Raw genomic sequence first — 20,961 nt, 5'->3', positions numbered from 1 at the left:
AAAACTCAGCCGCCCGTAGGAGCGGTCATCGGCCGCGAAGAACGCGCTGCGGACTGTCTGATCCCCCGCGCTGCCCTTTTCGCGGCCACGGGCCGCTCCTACGGAAAACTCAGCCGCCCGTAGGAGCGGTCATCGGCCGCGAAGAACGCGCTGCGGACTGTCTGATCCAACGCGGTGCCCTTTTCGCGGCCACGGGCCGCTCCTACGGAAAACTCAGCCGCCCGTAGGAGCGGTCATCGGCCGCGAAGAACGCGCTGCGGACTGTCTGATCCACCGCGCTGCGCCCTTCGCGGCCACGGACCGCTCCTACGGAAGAAGGGCAGCACCGCCTTCAAGGCGCGGCTGGCAGATAATGATCCAGCAGCCGCTGGATGGAACCGTTGCGGTGCAGCGTCTCCACCGCTTTGCGCAAACTGCTCACCACGCGCGGCGAGCATGTCTTCGAACACGCCAGGTACAGGTCCGTGGTCATCAGCACCGGGCTCATCAGCAGCGGCTGCTTGGAAACCTGGCGCCAGATGTACTGCGATTCCGGCACCCCGTTGAACCAGGCATCGACCCGCCCCAGCAGCAGCATCTGCGCCGGATTCTCACCGATGCGCAACGGGTAGATCTGCGACGCATCGAACCCTTCGTCGTACAGCCTGCGCTCCTGCGCACTGCCCATGCCCACGGCGATCCGTCGATAGGTCCGACGGGCCTGGGCAAAGCTGTCGACGCGCTTGTCGAGGGTGAAAAACGCCCGGTCCATGCTCATGATCGGGGCGATCCAGGTGTAGCTGGTTTCCCTGTCGGGAGTTCGCGACAGCGGCACGATAAGCATGTCCTGCCCGTGCTGCACAGTCCGTTGCGCGCGAAGCCAGGGCAGCACATTGATATTCATGTGATAACCCGCCAACGTCATGGCCTGCCGAGCGGCGTCAGCGACAATACCTTGCTGGCCCGCATCGCCCGTCATGCTCAGCGGCGGCGCCTCGGGCATGTACAGATCGAAGGTGCGCGGGTGCGCGGCCCAGGCAGCCGGGAGGAGGGCGCTGCACAGCAGCAGACCGCAGACAGACTTGAACAGCAATCCGCAAGTGCGGTTCAGATGACCCATGGCAACGATCCGATGACTTTCAATGGCAGGCTCCTGGACGGCCAGCATAGTCGCTAATGGCGCTACCTGCTCGCATGGGAACCGCGTCGACCTCAGCCCATCCATATCCGATACATACCTACGCACTGAGGACACTCCAGGTGGAGACCAAGCAAAGCTGGTCGTTCGATGCAGCGCAGATCGCGCAGGCGCAGCGCTTCAACAAGACCCTCGAGCGCCTGCCGCGGTTCCGCATCCGCAACCGCGTCACGCCAATGCTGATCCAGACACTGCTGCGTGCCGGCCAGCTGGGCAAGGCGCTGAAGCCTGTCAACCATGGCCTGGCCATCGAGAACCGCGTGCTGGTCAGCGCCGATGCCGTTCCGGTGAGGGTGCGCATCATCCGCCCGCAGGGGCCTGCCAAGGGCTTGGTGCTGGATTTCCATGGTGGCGGCTGGGTGATCGGCAACGCGCAGATGAACGATGACGTGAACATCGCCCTGGTTCAGGCCTGTGACGTGGCGGTGGTCTCGGTGGACTACCGGCTGGCCGTGTCGACCCCGCTGCAGGGTTTGCTCGACGACTGCCTGGCGGCCACGCGCTGCGTGCTCGGTGGCGGCTTTCCCGAGCTCGAGGGCCTGCCGGTGATCATGGTCGGTGAGTCCGCCGGTGGCCACCTGGCAGCGGCCACGCTGCTGCAGCTCAAGCGATGGCCGGCGTTGCTGCAGCGCGTGTGCGGGGCGCTGCTGTATTACGGAGTATTCGACCTGACCGGCACGCCCAGCGTGCGCGATGCGGGCCCCGAAACCCTGGTGCTGGACGGGCCAGGCATGCTCGAGGCCTTCCGTCGGCTAACCCCCGGCCTGGACGACGAGCAACGGCGGCAACCGTCGCTGTCGCCGCTGCATGGCGACCTTGATGGACTGCCGCCGGCGCTGATGTTCGTCGGTGAACTGGACCCATTGCGCGACGATACCCTGCTGATGGCCGAACGCTGGGGCAGGGTGGCCAGCGTGGAGCTGCGCCTGTTGCCGGCCTCGCCCCATGGCTTCATCCACTTCCCCACGCCCATGGCCGCGCGGGCGCTGGCATACAGCCGTGAATGGGTCGTCCGCCTGCTGGCGGCACGCGCTGCGCAGGATCCTGCCGGATGAGTTGAAATACCCCGGCGTGCTCGCCAGAATGCCCGCCCATGCGGGCCTGAACGGCACGCGTTGAACCTGGAGAATCGTTGCCTCGTGAACCCGCAGAGCTTGTCTCACCGCCTGGAGCAGGTCGCCGCTCAGGTCCCCGCCGGCGCGCGTCTGGCTGACATTGGTTCGGATCATGCCTACCTGCCGGTGGCCTTGGTCCTGCGTGGCATCGTCCCTCGGGCCGTGGTCGGGGAGGTCGCCCTGACGCCGTTTCTGGCGGCCCGGCGCAGCGTTGACGAGAACGGGCTGGCGCATTGCATCAGCGTGCGTCAGGCCGACGGCCTGGCGGCAATCGAGGCGAGCGACCGGATCTCGGCGGTGACCTTGTGCGGGATGGGCGGCGAAACCATTCGCGACATTCTGCAGGCGGGCAAGGCGCGTTTGAGCATTCGCGAGCGGTTGATCCTGCAGCCCAATGGCGGTGAACGCCACCTGCGGCAGTGGTTGATGGACAATGGCTATGGCATCCGCCATGAAGAGGTGCTGCGGGAAAACCGCTTCGACTACGAGATCATCGTCGCCGAGCCTGGCGAGTCGGTCACGTACAGTCCACAGGAACTGTTTTTCGGGCCCTTGCAACTGCAGCAGCGCACGCCGGCGTTCCTGGCCAAGTGGCAGCGCCTGCTGCACCTCAAGCGCCGCACCCTCGAACGCCTGGCCCACGCCCGGCAGAGCGGGCTCGAAAGCAAACGGTTGGAGCTGGCCGAACACATCGACTGGATCGAATCCCTGAATCCCTCGTAGTAGCGGCGCAAGCCGTGTCACAGCCCACGCGGTGCGTCGGACTCACCACTGTATGGGTTGCCCATCCCAGGCCCAGAAGCTGCCGGTCTGCGTCGGTCCGTGCTGGCCGATCAATTCGAGCAGGCAGCGCGCGGCGAAATCGGGGTCGAACAATTTGCCGGCCGGCACGTTGGCTTGAAAGGGCTGGGACAAGCGGGTGTCGGTGGTGCCCGGGTGCAAGGCCAGGACCGTGGCGGCGGGGTTCAAACGCTTGAGCTCGATGCTGGCGGTGCGCAGCAACTGGTTGAGCGCCGCCTTGCTGGCGCGATAGCTGTACCAGCCACCCAGACGGTTGTCGCCGATCGAACCGACCCGGGCCGACAGCGCCGCGAAGGTGGCCGGCTGTCTGCGCAACAACGGCAGCAGATGCTTGAGCAGCAGCACCGGCGCAAAGGCATTGGTGGCAAAACTGGCCTGCAGACTGCTCAGCTCCAGTTGCGCCAGACCTTTTTCCGGCCGCGCGCCGTCCTGATGCAGAATGCCCAGCGTGCTGATCACCAGGTGCAAATGACTGCAATCGCCCGCTACTGCACTGGCCAGCCGCTGCAGCGCCTGCTCATCGCGCGCATCGCAATCGTAGGTAATCAACCGCGATCCATGGCGCTCAGCCAACACCGCCAGCTCGGCGCTCGTGGTGGCCTCGCGGGAGACCGCAAACACCTGGGCGACATCCTCACGCTGCAACAACTGCTCGCACAACGCCAAGCCGATGCCCTGACTGGCACCACAGATCAGCGCGCAGGCGCCACTGGATAGATCGGGTATCAACGCCATGCTGCACCGCCCGGAACAAGGATCGTACCGATAGGACCCGGCACTGCGGTCGAACGTTCTCGGGGGCGTTCATGGATAGCGACCCTGCGCCCTGACAGGCGACCGCACACTGCCGCCGCATTGCCCATGACGCGCTACCCGAACTCGCGTCAGTCCTGCTCGGCGGCCGGGCTCGGGGCATCCGCCTCGAGCGCCAGCTTCGCCCGATCGGCCTTGCTGATGTAGCGGTCCTTGCTCTGTGGCGCCAGCTTGGCGCTGGCCTTCTTGGCGTGTGCCTGCAACAGCTGTTTGATTTTCTTGCGGCGATTCATGGCGTGGCCCAAGCGGAAAGTGGGGCGATGATACCAGTACGGCTCATCGACCCGCTTGTTGCGCCCGATCAGAAGCTGTACTTGGCCGTCAGCATCAGGTTGCGCGGATTGCCGTAGCTGTCGCCGCCATAGCTGGTCGAGTTGGCGATGGCATTGTAGTACTTGCGGTCGAACACGTTGTTGGCATTCAACTGCAGGTCCAGGTTGCGGTTGACCTGATAGCCGGCCATCAGGTCGGTGATGGCATAGCCACCCTGTTCCAGGCGGTAGCGGCTGCCGTCGGCCAGGTCGATGTCGTTGTACAGGCGGCTCTGCCAGGACAAGGTGCCGCCCACGCGCAGTTTTTCCAACGGGCCCTGGAAGCGGTAGCTGGTGGTGACCTTGAACAGGTGCTCGGGAATGTCGGTGTCGAAACGCTGGTTTTCATTCTGTGGGTTCGCGTTGTCCTTGAGCGTGTGGACCCGCGCGTAGGTGTAGCCACCGCCCACCTGCCAGTTATCGGTCAGCGCCCCTTGCAGCTCGAAGTCGATACCCTGGCTGCGCACCTCGCCCGAGGCTTCGTAGCAGCTGAGTTGCGGGCAGTTGTCGACGAAGATCTGCACCGCGCGGTTTTCCTGGTCGACCCGGAACAACGCCAGGCTGGCGTTCAAGGCGCCGTCGAAGTACTCGCCCTTGATGCCGATTTCGTAGTTCTTGCCCACGATCGGCTTGACCGGCGTGCCGCTGGTGTCCTGCGCGCTCTGCGGCGTGAAGATATCGCTGTAGCTGGCGTACACCGAATGGTGGTCGTCCAGCGTATAGATCAGGCCAGCGTAGCGGGTGACGTTGCGAGTCACCTTGTAGTCGCCTTCGCCGTCGCGATTGTCATAGTCGTACCAGTCCACCCGACCCCCCAGGATCAGCTTCAGCGGGTCGGCAAGGCTCAGCCGCGTGGTCAGGTACACGCCATCCTGGGTAGTGACTTCGCGGCCGTTGTCGGTGTGGGTGAAGTTCGGCTTGCCGGCGTCGATCGGCCAGTTGGTGTCGTACGGGTCGTAGTTGTGGGTGGTCATGTCGTAGATGCGCTTGCTGGCCCCCACCACCAGTTCGTGGGTCCGCCCGAACGCCTGGAACGGGCCGCTGGCAAAGGCATCGAGGCCGGCCTGGTTTTCGTCGTGGGCGGACTGGTAGACGGTACGTGCCAGCGTGTTGTTGACCCAGCGCGACTGATAAGAGCCGGAGAACAAGCCGTTCTGCTCGGCGTAGTTGGCGTTGACCTGCAGGTTCCAGTCGTTGGCCAGGCGCTGGCGCACTTCGGCGAACACGGTATTGATTTCCTGGTCCTTGTTTTCCCAGTCGGTACCCGGATTGTAGGAACGCGGCAGGTCCAGATGATGGCCGTCCTGGCCGATCATCGAGGAGCCCCAGAAGTAGTTGGTCTTGTCTTTCTGATGGGAGAAACCGAGGGTCAGCAGGGTGTCTTCGCCCAGGTCCGCCTCGGTGACGGCGTAGAACAGGCCGTGGTCCTCTTCGACGCCGTCGATGAAACTGTTTGCGTCTCGGTACGAACCCACCACTCGGCCCCGCAGCGTGCCGGCCTCGTTGAGCGGGCTGGACGCGTCGATCTCGCCACGGTAGTCGTCGTGGCTGCCGGCAGCGCCGGTCAAGGTCACCTTCTGCTCGGCCAATGGCCGTTTGCGCACCAGGTTGATCGCCGCCGAGGGGTTGCCGGCACCGGTCACCAGCCCTGTCGCGCCGCGCACGACCTCGACCCGATCGAACATGGCCAGGTTGGGCTGGGCACCGATGGTGACGCCCGAATAGCCGCTGGGTATGCCGTCGTACATCAGGTTGTCGATGTCGAAGCCGCGCGCCGAATAGGCCTGGCGGCCGGGGCCGTTGGCATAGTTGAGGAACAGGCCCGGGGTGGCGCGCACCGCATCGTTGATGCTGGTCATGGCCTGGTCATCCATGCGCTGACGGGTGATCACGGTCACCGATTGCGGCGTTTCGCGCAGGCTCAGCGGCAGCTTGGTGGCGGTTGCCATGGCGCCGGTGGTGTAGGACTGCGAGCCTTCGGTGAAGCTGCCCAGCTGGAACGAATCCGAGGTGATCTGGCTGGCACCCAATTCGATGACGCCCGGGGCCGTCTGTCCTTGGGTCTGGGTGCCATCGGCGGCCAGTGCCGGGGCCATCGTGGCCATGCAGATGGCCACTGCCAACAGATTGCGCGGAGCGTGGGGGCGTTGCAGCGGGGTAGGGCGTGACATGTAAAGCTTCCTGGCCAGACAAGGTTAATGCGAATCGTTAGCACTATTGTCTCAGAAAATTCCTACACATGGCGCAGGCTTATCAAAAAAACCACCTTCCTTTCTGCGAATTGCTCGCTGGTTTGTAGGAGCGGTCATCGGCCGCGAACCCGGCGCCACGATGCATCAGCCGATCCGTGGCGCTCCATTCGCGGCCGATGACCGCTCCTACGGGGTCCCGAAGGTACCGGTGGTCGCGGCCAGGGCCTACAGGGCCGACGCGTCACCCATATGTCACATTTCATGTCTAGCTTCGATCATCACACCCCGGGCGCCGGCCTTCTTCCCTACCGCAAAGAGCCGCCATGGAAATCGATATCTTCAAAGACCTGCTGGTCCCCGTCATCGGTGGTCTGGGCATCTTCATGCTCGGCCTGGAGTTCATGTCCGATGGCATCAACAACCTGGCGGCCAACCGCATGCGCGCCTGGCTCGCGAAGCTGGCCGGCACACCGGTGAAAGGCCTGGCCGCCGGCACGGTGATCACCGGCGTGCTGCAGTCGAGCACGGCCATGACGGTCATGGTGGTTGGCCTGGTCAACGCCGGCGTGGTCGGCCTGCGACCCGCCATCAGCGTGATCATGGGGGCCAACATCGGCACCACCCTGGGCAACGGCCTGATCGCCATGCCGCTGGGTCCGCTGGGACTGATCTTCGCCGGGGTGTTCGCCCTGGTCTACGTGTTCAGCAAAAGCGAGAAAACCCGTCACCTGGCGCTGGCCATCATTGGCTTCTCGCTGATCTTCTATGGCCTGAACCTGCTCACCGGCGGCCTCAAACCCCTGCGCGGCCTGCCCGAGGTGATGTCGGTCATTTCCAGTCTGCAGGCCGACAGCTATACCGGGCTGGCCATCTGCGTGCTGACTGCCGCGGGCATCACCGCGATGATCCATTCGTCCTCGGCCACCATCGGCATCGTCATGGGCCTGGGCGCCGCGGGCATCCTGGACTGGCAGACCGCCGTCGCGTTCTCCCTGGGCGCCGACCTGGGCACCACCGTCACCTCATGGCTGGCTTCGCTGAACCTGTCGAAGAACGCCAAGCGCGCCGCTTACGCGCACATCGCCTTCAACTTCATCGGCGTGGCAGTGATGTTTCCGCTGTTCTTCCTGTCCATGGACATCCTGCAAGGCGCCATGGGCCTGTTCGGCATGGACGTCACCCGCTCGGAAATGGTCGACGGCAAGGAAAGCTTCCCGCTGGTGCCCGTGGCAGTGGGGCTCTATTCAATCGGCTTCAATATCTTCAACACGGCGCTGATGTTTCCCTTCATCGGCGTGTTCGACCGCGTCCTGTCGCGCATCGGCGCCAGCCGCAGCGACGAGGAGGACTATGCCGTGCCGCGCTATCTCGACCGCGCCGCGCTGGCCAGCGTGAACACCGGTGTCGCGGCGGTCAGCCAGGAACTGACCCGCCATGGCCAAGGCATGGGTTTGCTGCTGGATGCGGCGCGTGGCCAGTCCCAGGCGCTGAAGAACGCCACGGAACATGAGCACGCGCTGGACACCCTCAGCCAGGAGATCCGCGGCTACACCGCGCAGATGTTCAAGAACGATCTGACTGCGCGCCAGACCAACCTGCTGGCCAGCCTCATCGAGGAAGAGGATTTCAGCGCGAGCCTGACCCGAACCCTGTCGCAGATCACCCGCCGCATCGAGCGTCAGGTGTTCAGCGCCAACGCGCGCAAGATCATCGACGCCATCCTCGATATCGTCGAGCCGGCAGTGCGCAAGGGGCCGCAAGGGGTCTACCTGCCGAATGCCCACGCCAAGGACTTGCTGGCCTTGCGCGAACGTTGCCTGCAGGGCGAACAGAAGCTTGGCTGGGATGAACGCGGCGCGATTCTGGCATTGCTGGGCAGCGCCGAGCGCGCGCTCAATCTGGTCCAGCGCATCGCTGAGGAACGCCTGTCGGTGTCGCGTGAACTGGACCAGGGCGAACCAGCCACGGCGGCCGACCATGCCCCGGCAGGGGTGTTGGCCAAGCCGCTGTAACCGACCTGGGGGCTAGCGCGCAGCGGCCGCTGGCGAAGCGTGATACCAGGGTCGCAGCAGGCTGAGCAGGCCCAGCAGCGCCATGCCTGCGCCCACCCAAAGGGGCGCTCGCAGGCCCAGCCCGGCATCGATCACCGCGCCGCCGGCCCAGCTGCCCAGTGCCAGCCCGGCAGTGATGACCGAGGTGTGCAGGGTATTGACCAGTGCGCCGGGCTCGGCGGCTTTCATCACCCGCGCGACCATGGCCGGATTCAATGCCACCCCGGTCAGGCCGACGGTGAGGAAGCAGCCCAGGTTCAGCCAGAACACCTGGCCGGCCAGGGCGAATCCGCCCAGGGCCATTACCAGCAGCGCCAGGCCCCAACCCAGCGCCGCGTAGGTGTGCCGATCGGCGATGCGCCCTACCACCATGTTGCCGAGCACGTTGGCCACGCCGTACAGCGCCAGCAACGGCGCCACCTGGGCGGGCGCCACACCGACTTCCTCGATGAGGATCGGCGTGCAATAGCTGAAGGCGGCGAAGGTGGCGCCGATGATCAGTCCGCTGGTGACATAGGCACCCCACAGGCTGCGATTCTTCAGGCTGATCCACTGGCTGCCCAGCGACGGCTCGTCTCCAGCCTCGGCGCGAGGCAGGCGGGTGGCAACCAGCACCGTGCACAGCGAGGCCAGCGCCACTACCAACCAGGCACTGGCACGCCAGCCATAGTGATGTTCGACCCAGGCGGTCGCCGGCACGCCGGCCACCGGCGACAGCATTAGCCCGGCCAGCACCACCGAAATGGCCCGGCCGCGGTCCTGCAGGCTGACCAACCCCGCGCACAGGGTCATGCACAGGCCGATGCAGGCCGCGCTGGAAACCCCCATGACGATCCGGGCCAGTGCCAGCACCGTATAGGTGGGCGCCGCCGCGGCCAAGGCGCCAGCCAGCACATACACCGCCAGCAGCCCGACCAGGGCGCGCTGATTGCTGATCCCGCGCGACAGCAGCAGAACCGTGACCGGCGGTCCGCCCAAGGCCATGCCCAGCGCATACAGGGCGATCAGGTTGCCGACCTGGGCCAGGCTCACGGAAAACGCCGAGGCCAGGGCAGGCATCATGCCCGCCACCATGAACTCGGCAGTCACCAGCGAGAAAATCGTCAAACCCAACAGGTAGACGGTTGGCGGAAGCTTGGAACGGGTGGTCATGGGCATCTCGGACAAAAATGAAGCTGGCTACCCTAGGGATTCTTGAACGAATGGTCAAATAACCATTGGCGCTGTACTCATGCCCGGCGACGGTCGGCGCCGACGCTTGCATCGCGCGAGCGGCGCGGCGATGCTCACAGACTTTTCCAACCGAGAGCGCTGTCATGCCCTGCGTAACGCAAAGCCCTGCCGAACTGGCCATGGATGAAACCTTTTGGAAGGACGTTGCAGCGCGCTACCCGCGCGACGATGGGCCAATCAACCTCGATGGCGGCTATTTCGGGCGCATGAGCGAGGGCGTGGTACAGGCCTATGAAGATGCGATCAGGCAGGTAAACCGCGGCAACTCGGTGCAGGTCCGTGAGCATTTCGACAAGCACCAGGCCGAAGCCATCCGCCAGCAACTCGCCGAGCTGATGGGGGTACCCGCCGACGAGCTGGCTTTCGCCCGCAGCGCGTCGGAAGCCCTCTATTCCCTGATCCGCAATTACCAGCGTCTGCAGCCGGGCGACCAGGTGCTGATCAGCGACCTGGACTACGGCTCGGTACAGGGCGCTTTCGACTGGCTGCAGCAGGCGCGCGGGGTCGAGCTGGTCACCCTGGTCCATGCCCACCCTGCAACCCACGACGGCCTGCTGCACAGCTACCGCGAGGCGTTCGCCACCCACCCACGGCTCAAGCTCATGGCGTTGACCCACGTCACTCATCGCACCGGCCTGGTCATGCCGGTCAAAACCATCGCCACCGAAGCCCGGGCGCATGGGATCGACGTGATTCTCGACGGCGCACACTCACTGGGCCAGATGGAGGTCGATCTGGCCGACATGGGCGTGGAAATGGCCGGCTTCAATTTGCAGAAATGGATCGGCGCGCCGCTCAGCCTCGGGGTCATTCACGTACGCCGCGAGCGCCTGGTTGATTTCGCGCCGGACATGGGCAACCCCAGCTACCCGGCCGACGACATACGCTGCCTCACACCCTATGGCACGCCCAATGTGCCCGCGCTGATGAGCCTGCCGACCGTGTTTGCCGAACATGAGGCGCTCGGCGGCTGGCAGGTGAAAGGTGCACGCCTGCGCTACCTGCGCGACCTCTGGTTGCCGGCGGCACGTGCGCTGCCCGGCATTGAAGTGCTCACGCCGGACGATCCGCGCCTGGCGTGCGGCATCGCCTCGTTCCGCTTTCGCGACGTCGAGGACCAACAAGGCAAGATCGACCAGTTGCTGGCGCAGTTCAATATCTTCACGGTGGCCCGCGCTGGCTCGGCGTGCGGGCCCTGCATACGGGTGACGCCAGGCATCAACACCACGCCGGCCGACATGCATGCCTTGGCGAGCGCCTTGGCGCTGATGAGCGAGTAAGTGAACGCGGTTGCAATAGAAGATCTGCGCGGCGGGTGCCGCGCAGATCCAGATCATCCAAGGGCAGGGCGCCCCCAGGCCGGCCTCAACGGTTGGGGGTGACCCGCCAGATGGTGTTGGCCAGGTCGTCGGCGATGATCAGCGCACCGCGCGGATCGACCGTTACACCGACAGGGCGGCCGCGGGTCTTGCCGTCGTCGCCGCGGAAGCCGGTAGCGAAGTCGATCGGCTCGCCGGCGGGTTTGTCACCGGCGAACGGCACGAAGATCACCTTGTAGCCCACGGGATTGTCGCGGTTCCAGCTGCCGTGCTCACCGACGAATGCACCCTGAGCAAATTTCTCGCCCATGGCCGGGATCGAGAAGTCCACACCCAGTGCAGCCACGTGGGAGCCCAGGCTGTAGTCGGGCTTGACCGCAGCGGCGACTTTCGCCGGGTTTTGCGGCTGAGCGCGGGAATCGACGTTCTGGCCCCAGTAGCTGTACGGCCAGCCATAGAACTGGCCTTCACGTACCGAACTCAGGTAGTCGGGCACCAGGTCCGGGCCCAGTTCGTCACGCTCGTTGACCACCGCCCACAACTGGCCGGTCCCCGGCTGAATGGTCAGCGCCGTCGGGTTGCGTATACCGGTCGCGTAGGGCTTGTGCGCACCGGTCTGCGCATCGATCTGCCAGACCATGGCGCGGTCGATCTCGACCTCCATGCCGCGTTCGGTCACGTTGCTGTTGGAGCCGATGCCGACGTACAGGTAGCGCGCGTCGTCACTGATGGCCAGCGACTTGGTCCAGTGGTGGTTGATCGCCGACGGCAGGTCGGCCAGTTTGGTCGGTGCCGCGCTGGCTTTGGTCTGCCCGTCGGTGTAGTCGAAGCGCACCAGGGCATCCTGGTTGGCCACGTACAGTTTGCCGTTGGCATAGGCCAGGCCGTAGGGCGCGTTGAGGTTTTCCGCGAACACCGTTTTCAGCTCATAGGTGCCGTCGCCATCGGCGTCGCGCAGCAGGGTCAGGCGGTTGCCGCCTTTGACCTGGGTATTGCCCTGGGCCTTGATATAGCTGGCGATCACATCCTTGGGCTTGAGCTTGGCGGCGCTGCCACCGCGACCCTCGGCCACCAGGATGTCGCCGTTGGGCAAGACCAGGGTCTGCCGCGGGATGGCCAGGCCGGTGGCGATCGCGCTGATGGTATAGCCTTGCGGCACGGTCGGCTTGCTGTCACCCCACGCCACCGGCTCGGCGATCTTCATGCTCGGCAGCAGGCCGCGCTGCGCTTCCGGCAACTTCGGGTCGGGCCCGCGTGCCTGGGTGCTGTCGGCTTCGCTGCCGCAGCCGGCGAGCAGCAGCGCCATGCTCAAGGCCGTCAATGCGCCTGAATATTTCATCGAACACCTCCCGAACGCAGATTGCTCAAGCCGATCCATGCCGCCACCAGCGACAGTACGGTCACCACCACCGACATGACCAACCCGGTGGGCATCACCGCCCAGGCATCCTTGGCGTGCTCGAAGGCGTTCACCAGGCCCAGCACCCACGTGACCAGCAACAGCAGAAAATACAGCACCGCACGGCCGCCCTTGTGCTCGGCACGGATCAGGTTGATCAGCGCAAAGACCAGCGCCAGCCCGCAGAACACCAGGCCACCGGCGATGAGCCAGGCGGCGAAGTTGCTCCATTGGATCTGGTAGCTCTGGTAGTAGGCGATATCACTGAGCAGGGCGCCGAGAAACAGCGGCACGGTGCCGGCCAGAAAGATCGCATGCAGCGGGCCTGGCCTGTGTCGATAGGCGAGTTGGGTAGAAGTGGTCACGATTGTTCCTCATCGTTGGACAACATCGGCACGGGTGTACCGGCTCGTCAGGGGCGCAGGGTGCGCATAGCAAGGGATCGCCGACGCCAACTGTTAGTTCACCAGGCTTCGTGTCGAAATATTTTACGCGGCGCATGCGCAGCCCAGCGCAATGGCCCGAGCCAGACGCCACCGGCCGTCGGCCGCCGCGATCTTCATTCAAGCAATCGCCTCGAGTGGCCGATACAACGCCAGCCCATGCTTTCGCAGGGTTCCCCTTCTCGAGGTCTGTCATGTTCAAAACGTCTCTGCGCGCACAGGTCCTGGCGCTGCTGGCCAGTGGGTTGCTGATCCTGCTGCTGATCGCCCTGGGCAGCTTCAAGTTTCTTGCGGCCAGCCTGGATGACTACACGGCGCTGGTGGCGGGCCCCCTGCGTGCCACTGAACTGGTCGACCGGGCCAACGTTCAGTTCAAGACCCAGGTGCAGGAATGGAAGAACGTGCTGCTGCGCGGGAAGGATGCCAAGGCGGCGGACAAGTATTGGGCGCAGTTCGAGGAGCAGGAGCGCGCGGTGGCGGCGACCTTGCAAGCGCTCGGCGAGCTGCCGGGGGTGCCCGCCGGTATCAGTCAGAATGCGCAACGCCTGCGCGCCGAACACGCGGTGCTGGGTGCAGCCTATCGCAAGGGGCGCGACGCCTTCCTGGCCAGTGGCGCCGATGCTGCCAGCGGTGACCGCGCCGTGGCAGGCGTCGACCGCGCTACCAGCGAGCAGCTCAATGCCCTGGTCAGCGAACTGCGTACACTCGCCGACGAACAATCGCTGCTGATCAACCACCAAGGCCACCAGGCGATCATCTGGGGCATCGCCATCATGCTGGTGTCGGGCCTGTTGATCACGGCCCTGAGCCTGTGGCTGGTCAACCGCAACCTGGTCACCCCGGTACGCGATCTGATCGACTACGTGGCGCGCCTGAGCCAGGGTCATCTGGCCGAGCGCGTGGTCAGCCATCGCCGTGACGAGCTGGGTCGCCTGGCCGTGGCCGCGAACACCCTGCGTGATTTCCTCGCCGACACCTTCACCCGCCTGCAACGCAGCACGGCCAATCTGGACCAGGCCAGCGGCGAGCTCAACACCATCGCTGCGGTCATGCTGCAAGGCACCAGCGAGCAATTCGAACGCACTGATCAGGTGGCCACGGCGATGCAGGAGATGTCTGCGACCGCCCAGGAAGTCGCACGCCACGCCGCTGGCGCCGCCACTGCGGCGGATGACGCCGACCGCGAAGCCCAGGACGGCGAGCAGGCGATGCAAGCCACCATCCATACCATCACCCGCATGCGCGGTGAAATTGCCGTGACCGGCGATGTCATTCGTCAGTTGCGCGACGACAGTGGCCGCATCGGCAAGGTATTGGAAGTCATCCGCGGCATTGCCGACCAGACCAATCTGCTCGCGCTCAACGCCGCCATCGAAGCCGCGCGCGCGGGCGATGCCGGCCGCGGGTTTGCCGTTGTGGCCGACGAAGTGCGTACCCTGGCGCAGCGCACCGCCGCCTCCACCCAGGAAATCCATCAGATCATTGACACCGTGCAGACCGGCGCGGTGAACGCCGTGCAGGCCATCGAAAGCGGGCAGAAGCGCAGCGACGAGGGCGCCGAGCAAGTGGTGGCGGCGGGTCAGACTCTGACCCGCATCACCCAGACCATCGAGTCGATCAGGGACATGAATCGGCAGATTGCCACCGCTGCCGAGGAACAGAACGCGGTGGTCGAAGACATCGCGCAGAATCTGGTTGAAATCACCGCCATCGCCACCACCAACCAGGGCAGCGTCGAGCGCACCCAGGCTGCCAGCAGCCACCTGCATCAATTGTCGGCGGAACTGGCTCAGGTCACCGCGCGCATCAAGGCGGCTTGAGCGAGCGCCCCGCCGCCAGCTGGCGCTACTTGCCCTTGGGCAGCAGCCGCGCCAGCTTGCGCATCTCCACTTCGGCCTTGGCCAGCTCCGTGGCCGACGCCTCTTGCCAGACCCGCTGCAGCGGCTGCAGGTCGGGCTCGACCTTGACCTTGATGCACCACTGGTGATGGTCGTGCCACGAGCCCAGTGCCGACTGCACCGCCTTGAGGGATTTCTCTGCCTTGGGCGACAGCGGCGACAGGTCCCCGAACGCCTGGATCAGGTAACGTGTGCGCTTGACCAGGATCCGCAGTTCGTGGCGGTCGAACTCGGCATCCTTCAAGGCGTGCCGCAGCTTGCGCACGTGCTTGTCGAGGGTCTTGATCACGAGCTTTTCGAACGCTCGCGAGTGGCTGCCCAGTTCGCTGGCGCGGAACGCGGCCGACCAGGTGTCCAGCGCACTGAACAGGGCGTTCAGGCTCGAATGGTCGACGATCACCCGATGCTCGCCTGCAAGCCGCGCGCGACGTTTGTCGGCCGCGCCGTGCAAGCCACGCCGCTCCAGCTCCTGCACCATGACTTCCAGATCGCGGGTGGGCGTGGTGAAGCGGCCCACGTTCTTGGCTGCGCTCAGCAGCGGTTGCAGCGCCGGCAGCGCACGAACCGGTATCAACAGGCTGCGAATGCGCCGTACGGCAATGCGCAGATCGTGCAGCGCCTCTTCGTCGGTCGCTGCCTGCAGACGTACCCGCGCATGAAAGAGCGCCACTTCCAGTGCGATGATCTCTTTCACATAGCTGTCGACAAATGCCATCGAATCCTCCAATAGATAGTCACGCAGCGTCGTCGCGAACGCCTGTTCAGTGATAGACCGGAAGGCCTGGCCAACGTTGCCCAAGTGCACGGATGAATATGTTTGCAAATACATCAACCGCAAACGGGTGACTGATTTTCCTGTCCGCTAAACCTCGAGGGCCCAGTGCGGTCACACCTACACTTTCCACCGCAGGCAAGCGCTGCACGTCCCACCAGGAGCTTTTCGATGACTGTGAAGTCAGACCCCGTCAAACCCTCGACCCTCAACCCACCGGTATTCTGGATATCGGCCATCTTGCTGTTGCTGCTGGTGCTGTTCGCCAGCCTGATGCCGCGGCAGGCGCAGACCTTCTTTGCCGTGGTGCAAGAGTGGATTTTCACCAACGTCAGCTGGTTCTACATCCTGGCCGTGGCGATCATCCTGGGCACCGTGGTGTTCCTGGGCGTGAGTCGCTACGGCGACATCAAGCTGGGCCCGGACCACAGCACCCCGGACTACAGCAGCATGACCTGGTTTGCCATGCTCTTTTCGGCAGGCATGGGCATCGGCCTGATGTTCTTCGGCGTCGCCGAGCCGGTCATGCATTTCCTCAACCCGCCCTACGGGGAGGGTGCCACGGTCGCTGCGGCGGGCGAGGCGATGAAGATCACCTTCTTTCACTGGGGCCTGCATGCCTGGGCCATCTACGCCATCGTCGCCTTGATCCTGGCCTATTTCAGCTTTCGCCACGGCCTGCCGCTGACGCTGCGTTCAGCCCTCTATCCGCTGATCGGCGAGCGCATCTACGGCCCCATCGGGCATGCCGTGGACATCTTCGCCATCATCGGTACGGTGCTGGGTGTGGCCACTTCGCTGGGCTTCGGCGTGGCGCAGATCAACACCGGCCTCAACGCGCTGTTCGGCGTGCCGGTGTCGATCCCGATCCAGATCGCGCTGATCATCGGCACCACGGCGCTGGCCACGCTGTCGGTGGTGTCCGGGCTGGACAAGGGCATCCGCCGGTTGTCCGAGCTCAACCTCGGGCTGGCCGTACTGCTGATGGCCATGGTGATGATTCTCGGCCCCACCGTGCTGATCCTGCAGACTTTCGTGCAGAACACCGGCGGGTACCTGAGCGAAATCGTCAGCCGCACGCTCAACCTCAATGCCTACCAGCCCACCGACTGGATCGGCGGCTGGACCCTGTTCTACTGGGGCTGGTGGCTGGCCTGGTCGCCGTTCGTGGGGCTGTTCATCGCGCGCATCTCGCGCGGCCGCACCATTCGTGAATTCGTCACCGGCGTGCTGCTGGTGCCTACCGCGTTCACCCTGCTGTGGATGACCGTGTTCGGCAACACCGCGATCCACATGATCCTCGAGCAGGGCATGGTGGACCTGGGCATTGCCGTGGACAAGGACACCTCCCTGGCACTGTTCGCGTTTCTCCAGCACTTCCCGTTTTCCGGGGTGATCAGCGCGCTGGCGATCATCATGGTAGTGGTGTTCTTCGTGACGTCCGCCGACTCCGGCGCCATGGTGGTCGACATGCTTGCGTCCGGCGGTTCGGAAAACACCCCCGTGCGCCAGCGCATCTTCTGGGCCTCGAGCATGGGCCTGGTGGCGATCGCGCTGCTGCTGGCCGACGGCCTCAAGGCCTTGCAGACCGCAACCATCGCCAGCGCGCTGCCCTTTACCCTGGCTTTGCTGCTGAGCATGCGCGGCCTGCTCAAGGCGCTCAAGCTCGACGCCACCAAGCGTGACCTGCGTCACCAGGCACTGGCCATCTCGCCAAGCACGCCGCGTACCGGCGGCACCTGGCAGCGCCGCCTGCGCACCCTGGCGATGTTTCCGCGGCGTGCCCACGTGGTTCGTTTCATCGAGGACGTGGCACGTCCGGCGTGCCTTGGCGTTGCCGAGGAATGGCGCCTGCAGGGTTACGACTGCACCGTTGAAGACGGAGAGGAGGGCGGCGTGCGCCTGAGCGTCGGTCCTACCGACACCGCTTTCATCTACGAGATCAGGCCCCATGCCTATGCCACACCCAGCTTCGTCATGAGCGGGCCGCCGGGCGAAGAGCGCAAATACTTCCGCGCCGAAGTGCATCTGCGCGAGGGTGGCCAGGATCACGACGTGATGGGCTGGTCCCGCGACGAGGTGATCGGCGACATTCTCGACCACTACGAGCGGCACATGCACTTCCTGCACCTGGTGGGTTGAGCTTCACGCCGTTTCAATTTGCAATGGCCGGGCGGTAACATGCCGGCCATTGCCATCCCTCATTTCAGGAGCCTCCCATGGCCCATTCCGACATCACGTTCCTGCCAGACCCCGACCCCGAGTCGATTTCCTCGGACGTTGCAGGCTTCGGCGGCCTGCTGGTGACTACCCAGATCCCGACTCGCGCCGACGGCAGCCTGGAGCTGGGCAGCATCACCGAGCAGAGCGAATGCACGCTGCAGGCGCTGAAGGTGGCGCTGGAGGCGGCGGGCAGTTCGCTCGATCGCGTCCTGCACCTGACCATCTACCTTACCGACATCGCCGATCGTCCCGCGTTCAACGAGGTCTACCAGCGCTTTTTCGCCAAACCCTGGCCGGTGCGTGCGGCGGTGGGCATCACCGCGCTCGCTGCCACAGGCATGCGCGTGGAAGTCACCGCCATGGCAGCCAAGGGCTGATCGTGCAGGAGAGCAGCATGATCGAAGTCACCGAGGTTTCCATCGCGCAACTGCGCGCCGCGCTGGAAAACGGCCAGACCACCGCTGTCGAGCTGGCCCAGGCCTATCTGCAGCGCATCGCCGCCTACGACGGCGCCGACACGCCCACCGCGCTGAACGCGCTGGTGGTGCCGAACCCCTCGGCGCTGGCCGAAGCCCGCGCGGCGGATGCACGTCGCGCCAGTGGCCAGACGCTGGGGCCACTCGATGGCATCCCCTACACCGCCAAGGACAGCTACCTGGTCAAGGGCCTGACCGCAGCTTCCGGCAGCCCGGCCTTCGCCGGACTGGTGGCGCAGCGCGACGCGTTCACCGTCGAGCGCCTGCGCGCTGCCGGGGCGATCTGCCTGGGCAAGACCAACATGCCGCCGATGGCCAACGGGGGCATGCAGCGCGGTGTCTATGGACGCGCCGAAAGCCCGTACAACGCCGACTTTCTCACGGCGCCTTTCGCGTCCGGCTCATCGAATGGCGCCGGCACCGCGACCGCCGCCAGTTTCGCGGCCTTCGGCCTGGCCGAGGAAACCTGGTCCAGCGGGCGCGGCCCTGCGTCCAACAATGGTCTGTGCGCCTACACACCCTCGCGCGGGATCATCTCGGTGCGCGGCAACTGGCCACTGACGCCGACCATGGACGTGGTTGTGCCATTTGCTCGCACCATGGCCGATCTGCTGGAAATCCTCGACGTGGTGGTCGCCGACGACCCCGACACCCGGGGCGACCTGTGGCGCCTGCAACCCTGGGTGCCGATACCCCAGGTCGCCAGCGTGCGCCCGGCGTCCTACCTGGAGCTGGCCGCGCCCGCCGAGGCACTGGCGGGCAAGCGTTTCGGCGTCCCGCGCATGTACATCAATGCCGACCCGCTGGCGGGCACTGCGGAGCAACCGGGCATCGGCGGCCCGACCGGGCAGCGCATCCACACCCGTGCTTCGGTGATCGAACTGTGGCAGCAGGCACGGCGCGCCCTCGAGGCGGCTGGCGCCGAAGTCGTGGAAGTGGACTTCCCTCTGGTGTCCAATTGCGAAGGCGACCGACCGGGTGCGCCAACCGTGTTCAACCGCGGCATCGTCGACCCGGCGTTCCTTCACCATGAGCTGTGGGACCTGACCGCCTGGGCGTTCGACGATTTCCTGCGCGCCAATGGCGACCCGGCGCTCAACCGCCTGGTGGACGTCGATGGCCCGCTGATCTTTCCGCACGACCCCGGCACGCTGCCCAACCGCGAAGGCGACCTGGCCGCCGGTATGGACGAGTACGTGAAGATGGCCGAGCGGGGCATCACCCCGTGGGACCGGATCGACACCCTCGCCGACGGCCTGCGTGCACTGGAACACACCCGCAAGATCGACCTGGAAGACTGGTTGCAGGCACTGCAGCTGGATGCCGTGGTGTTCCCAACCGTCGCCGATGTGGCGCCGGCCAATGCCGACGTCGATCCGGCCGCGGCGGACATCGCCTGGAGCAACGGTGTGTGGGTGGCCAACGGCAATCTGGCGATCCGCCATTTGGGCGTGCCGACCGTGACCGTGCCGATGGGCGTGATGGCCGACATTGGCATGCCGGTGGGTCTCACGTTCGCCGGCCGCGCCTACGACGACACGCAACTGCTGCGGTTCGCCGCGGCCTTCGAAGCCACGGGCAACCGCCGGGCGATTCCACGGCGCACGCCACCCCTGCAGCGCTGAGCGTACGGACGACACCCGGGCGTCATGGCGCTCCGGTGTCAGCCGCCGCGCTGGCCATCGGTGCGGTCCATGAGCTCATTCCAGATGTACATGACGGCGTAGGCACGCCATGGTCGCCAGTCTTCGCTGCGCAGCCGTTGATGACCGGGCTTGAGCAGCTCGGGGTGTGCGCGCGTGATCTCCTGCATGATCACCAGATCGCTACCCGGCCAGGCGTCGGCGTCCCGCCAGGCACGCATCGCCACATATTCGACCGTCCACGGGCCAATGCCCGGCAGTGCCAGCAGGCCTTGGCGCAGGGGCGTCAGGTCGGTACGTGTGTGTTCATCGACGAACGCTTCGATCTGTACCTGATTGCAAGCCACTGCAGCGGCGAAGTTCTGCAGCGCGGCCACGCGCTTGCCGGGCATGCCGATGCGGTCGAGGTTGACCTCGGCCAAGGCAGCGGGAGTGGGAAACTGCCACGCGACTTGTGGGTGCTGTGGCAGCGCCACCGGCCGCCCGGCCCGCTCGGCCAGACGCCCGGCAATGGTGGTGGCCGCCTTGACGCTGACCTGCTGGCCGACGATGGTGCGCACGATCAGCTCGAAGGTCGACCAGGTGCCAGGCACGCGCAGTCCCGGCGTCTGCAGCAGCAGGCGACCAAGCCAGGGGTCGCTGTCCAGCGCCGCGTGCAACCGCTGCGGGTCAAGATCCAGATCGAACATGCGGCGCAGGCGTGGCACCAGCGCGGCCAGGTGAACGCTGGCCGGTCCATCGATGCGCGCGATCAGGCAGTCACGGGTCGGGTCCTGGCGGACACTTAGCAGGCCTTCGTCACCCTGCCATTCGACGGTACGCAGGTAGACGCCGTCGATGACGGTCTCGACCAAGGCGCTGGAGCGTCCGCCGTAGAACCTGAGCAGGCGCTGCCAGTCGAAAGGCGGCTGATAGAACAGCTCGATGTCGGTACTGAGTGAGGGCATGGTGAAAAACTCCTTGCCGGTTCAGACCGTGCATCCCGCCACTTTGCTGCATCCACAGCCGACGCGGCTCGCGCCGCTGCTACATCCAATCCCCGTCGACCTGTAGCAGCGGCGCAAGCCGCGTCCGGCCTTACCGCGTTCATCCAGA

Annotated in this window: 17 protein-coding genes; 8 read left to right on the top strand and 9 right to left on the bottom strand. The window is 65.4% G+C overall.

Annotated features, from left to right (window positions below; genetic code table 11):
- Window positions 1-331 precede the first annotated feature (331 nt).
- On the bottom strand, window positions 332-1,099 hold the full coding sequence (locus IFU31_RS16195; RefSeq protein WP_192103721.1) for a substrate-binding periplasmic protein: 768 nt from the start codon (window positions 1,097-1,099) through the stop codon (window positions 332-334).
- A 140-nt stretch (window positions 1,100-1,239) separates the two neighbouring features.
- Between IFU31_RS16195 and IFU31_RS16190 the strand changes: the two genes are divergently transcribed.
- The gene (locus tag IFU31_RS16190; protein WP_342214292.1) at window positions 1,240-2,232 is read left to right on the top strand and encodes an alpha/beta hydrolase; all 993 of its coding nucleotides are present in this window, start codon (window positions 1,240-1,242) and stop codon (window positions 2,230-2,232) included.
- 84 nt (window positions 2,233-2,316) lie between these two features.
- Entirely contained in the window at window positions 2,317-3,015 is a 699-nt protein-coding gene (locus IFU31_RS16185) for a tRNA (adenine(22)-N(1))-methyltransferase TrmK (RefSeq protein WP_192103719.1), read from the top strand.
- 42 nt (window positions 3,016-3,057) lie between these two features.
- Here IFU31_RS16185 and IFU31_RS16180 read toward each other — a convergent pair whose 3' ends face one another.
- From IFU31_RS16180 to IFU31_RS16170, 3 genes are all read right to left on the bottom strand, one after another.
- Entirely contained in the window at window positions 3,058-3,828 is a 771-nt protein-coding gene (locus IFU31_RS16180; protein ID WP_192103716.1) for an SDR family NAD(P)-dependent oxidoreductase, read from the bottom strand.
- 149 nt (window positions 3,829-3,977) lie between these two features.
- Window positions 3,978-4,139 (bottom strand): DUF2986 domain-containing protein, encoded by a 162-nt coding sequence (locus tag IFU31_RS16175; protein WP_185793771.1) that lies wholly within the window; start codon window positions 4,137-4,139, stop codon window positions 3,978-3,980.
- A 68-nt stretch (window positions 4,140-4,207) separates the two neighbouring features.
- Window positions 4,208-6,388, bottom strand: a complete 2,181-nt coding sequence (locus IFU31_RS16170) for a TonB-dependent siderophore receptor (RefSeq protein ID WP_192054063.1) — start codon at window positions 6,386-6,388, stop codon at window positions 4,208-4,210.
- Between the two features lie 344 nt (window positions 6,389-6,732).
- Here IFU31_RS16170 and IFU31_RS16165 point away from each other — a divergent pair, with 344 nt between their 5' ends.
- Entirely contained in the window at window positions 6,733-8,421 is a 1,689-nt protein-coding gene (locus tag IFU31_RS16165) for a Na/Pi cotransporter family protein (protein ID WP_122478967.1), read from the top strand.
- 12 nt (window positions 8,422-8,433) lie between these two features.
- On the opposite strand, the gene IFU31_RS16160 is transcribed toward IFU31_RS16165, so the two are convergent.
- Window positions 8,434-9,612, bottom strand: coding sequence for an MFS transporter (locus IFU31_RS16160; RefSeq protein WP_192103714.1), 1,179 nt, complete (start codon window positions 9,610-9,612; stop codon window positions 8,434-8,436).
- A 164-nt stretch (window positions 9,613-9,776) separates the two neighbouring features.
- On the opposite strand from IFU31_RS16160, the gene IFU31_RS16155 reads away from it, so the two are divergent.
- The gene (locus IFU31_RS16155) at window positions 9,777-10,973 is read left to right on the top strand and encodes an aminotransferase class V-fold PLP-dependent enzyme (protein ID WP_192103712.1); all 1,197 of its coding nucleotides are present in this window, start codon (window positions 9,777-9,779) and stop codon (window positions 10,971-10,973) included.
- Between the two features lie 85 nt (window positions 10,974-11,058).
- Here the strand turns inward: IFU31_RS16155 and IFU31_RS16150 are convergent, their stop codons facing one another.
- Complete coding sequence (locus IFU31_RS16150) at window positions 11,059-12,351, bottom strand: PQQ-dependent sugar dehydrogenase (protein WP_122478964.1); 1,293 nt, start codon at window positions 12,349-12,351, stop codon at window positions 11,059-11,061.
- Window positions 12,348-12,776, bottom strand: a complete 429-nt coding sequence (locus IFU31_RS16145) for a DUF2231 domain-containing protein (protein WP_192057446.1) — start codon at window positions 12,774-12,776, stop codon at window positions 12,348-12,350. The genes IFU31_RS16150 and IFU31_RS16145 overlap by 4 nt, the downstream gene beginning before the upstream one ends.
- Window positions 12,777-13,366: 590 nt before the next feature.
- On the opposite strand from IFU31_RS16145, the gene IFU31_RS16140 reads away from it, so the two are divergent.
- On the top strand, window positions 13,367-14,674 hold the full coding sequence (locus IFU31_RS16140) for a methyl-accepting chemotaxis protein (protein ID WP_446731043.1): 1,308 nt from the start codon (window positions 13,367-13,369) through the stop codon (window positions 14,672-14,674).
- 25 nt (window positions 14,675-14,699) lie between these two features.
- Here IFU31_RS16140 and IFU31_RS16135 read toward each other — a convergent pair whose 3' ends face one another.
- A complete protein-coding gene (locus IFU31_RS16135; protein ID WP_192057444.1) occupies window positions 14,700-15,467 on the bottom strand; it encodes a CHAD domain-containing protein in 768 nt (255 codons plus the stop codon).
- A 234-nt stretch (window positions 15,468-15,701) separates the two neighbouring features.
- On the opposite strand from IFU31_RS16135, the gene IFU31_RS16130 reads away from it, so the two are divergent.
- The 3 genes from IFU31_RS16130 (at window position 15,702) to IFU31_RS16120 (ending at window position 19,848) form a co-directional block, all read left to right on the top strand.
- Window positions 15,702-17,666, top strand: coding sequence for a BCCT family transporter (locus IFU31_RS16130; protein ID WP_446731042.1), 1,965 nt, complete (start codon window positions 15,702-15,704; stop codon window positions 17,664-17,666).
- Between the two features lie 77 nt (window positions 17,667-17,743).
- Window positions 17,744-18,124 (top strand): RidA family protein, encoded by a 381-nt coding sequence (locus IFU31_RS16125; protein ID WP_192057442.1) that lies wholly within the window; start codon window positions 17,744-17,746, stop codon window positions 18,122-18,124.
- 17 nt (window positions 18,125-18,141) lie between these two features.
- Window positions 18,142-19,848, top strand: a complete 1,707-nt coding sequence (locus IFU31_RS16120; RefSeq protein WP_192103710.1) for an amidase — start codon at window positions 18,142-18,144, stop codon at window positions 19,846-19,848.
- 38 nt (window positions 19,849-19,886) lie between these two features.
- On the opposite strand, the gene IFU31_RS16115 is transcribed toward IFU31_RS16120, so the two are convergent.
- On the bottom strand, window positions 19,887-20,813 hold the full coding sequence (locus tag IFU31_RS16115; protein ID WP_185793761.1) for a DNA-3-methyladenine glycosylase family protein: 927 nt from the start codon (window positions 20,811-20,813) through the stop codon (window positions 19,887-19,889).
- Between the last annotated feature and the right edge of the window lie 148 nt (window positions 20,814-20,961).

This window comes from Pseudomonas sp. CFBP 13602, from assembly GCF_014842725.1.
Lineage (GTDB): Bacteria > Pseudomonadota > Gammaproteobacteria > Pseudomonadales > Pseudomonadaceae > Aquipseudomonas > Aquipseudomonas baltica.
The sequence above is the reverse complement of the archived record's forward strand: the minus strand, read 5'-3'. Positions and strand labels throughout refer to the sequence as shown.

Coding starts and splice junctions, on each gene's coding strand:
- IFU31_RS16125 (WP_192057442.1), top strand. CDS start 17,744: ATGGCCCATTCCGACATCACGTTCCTGCCAGACCCCGACCCCGAGTCG.
- IFU31_RS16115 (WP_185793761.1), bottom strand. CDS start 20,813: ATGCCCTCACTCAGTACCGACATCGAGCTGTTCTATCAGCCGCCTTTC.
- IFU31_RS16155 (WP_192103712.1), top strand. CDS start 9,777: ATGCCCTGCGTAACGCAAAGCCCTGCCGAACTGGCCATGGATGAAACC.
- IFU31_RS16170 (WP_192054063.1), bottom strand. CDS start 6,388: ATGTCACGCCCTACCCCGCTGCAACGCCCCCACGCTCCGCGCAATCTG.
- IFU31_RS16150 (WP_122478964.1), bottom strand. CDS start 12,351: ATGAAATATTCAGGCGCATTGACGGCCTTGAGCATGGCGCTGCTGCTC.
- IFU31_RS16120 (WP_192103710.1), top strand. CDS start 18,142: ATGATCGAAGTCACCGAGGTTTCCATCGCGCAACTGCGCGCCGCGCTG.
- IFU31_RS16175 (WP_185793771.1), bottom strand. CDS start 4,139: ATGAATCGCCGCAAGAAAATCAAACAGCTGTTGCAGGCACACGCCAAG.
- IFU31_RS16160 (WP_192103714.1), bottom strand. CDS start 9,612: ATGACCACCCGTTCCAAGCTTCCGCCAACCGTCTACCTGTTGGGTTTG.
- IFU31_RS16195 (WP_192103721.1), bottom strand. CDS start 1,099: ATGGGTCATCTGAACCGCACTTGCGGATTGCTGTTCAAGTCTGTCTGC.
- IFU31_RS16135 (WP_192057444.1), bottom strand. CDS start 15,467: ATGGCATTTGTCGACAGCTATGTGAAAGAGATCATCGCACTGGAAGTG.
- IFU31_RS16165 (WP_122478967.1), top strand. CDS start 6,733: ATGGAAATCGATATCTTCAAAGACCTGCTGGTCCCCGTCATCGGTGGT.
- IFU31_RS16180 (WP_192103716.1), bottom strand. CDS start 3,828: ATGGCGTTGATACCCGATCTATCCAGTGGCGCCTGCGCGCTGATCTGT.